This is a genomic window from Streptomyces endocoffeicus, from assembly GCF_016741935.1.
In the GTDB taxonomy this organism is placed as follows: domain Bacteria; phylum Actinomycetota; class Actinomycetes; order Streptomycetales; family Streptomycetaceae; genus Streptomyces; species Streptomyces endocoffeicus.
Map to the genome: position 1 here is coordinate 1 of NZ_JAERRG010000257.1, position 258 is coordinate 258.

At 72.1% G+C, this 258-nt stretch carries 1 protein-coding gene; it reads left to right on the forward strand.

Annotated elements, in window-relative coordinates:
* Positions 1–13: 13 nt before the first annotated feature.
* Positions 14–258 (forward strand): acyltransferase domain-containing protein (locus JK364_RS54870; RefSeq protein ID WP_307841756.1); only part of this gene is annotated, 245 nt, incomplete at its 3' end.

Sequence of the window (258 nt, forward strand, 5' to 3'; positions counted from 1 at the left end):
GCAGGCCGCGGGTTTGAAGCCGGATTTCGTGGCCGGTCATTCGGTCGGTGAGGTGACGGCCGCGTTCGTGGCTGGCGCGCTGACGCTGGAGGACGCGGTGCGTCTGCTGGTGGCGCGGGGTGCGTTGATGCAGGGGTTGCCGTCGGGTGGGGCGATGGCCGCGGTGCAGGCCGGCGAGGCGGAGGTGGATCTGTCCGGTCTGGAGGACCGGGTCGCGGTGGCGGCGGTGAACAGTTCGTCGGCCGTGGTGCTCTCCGG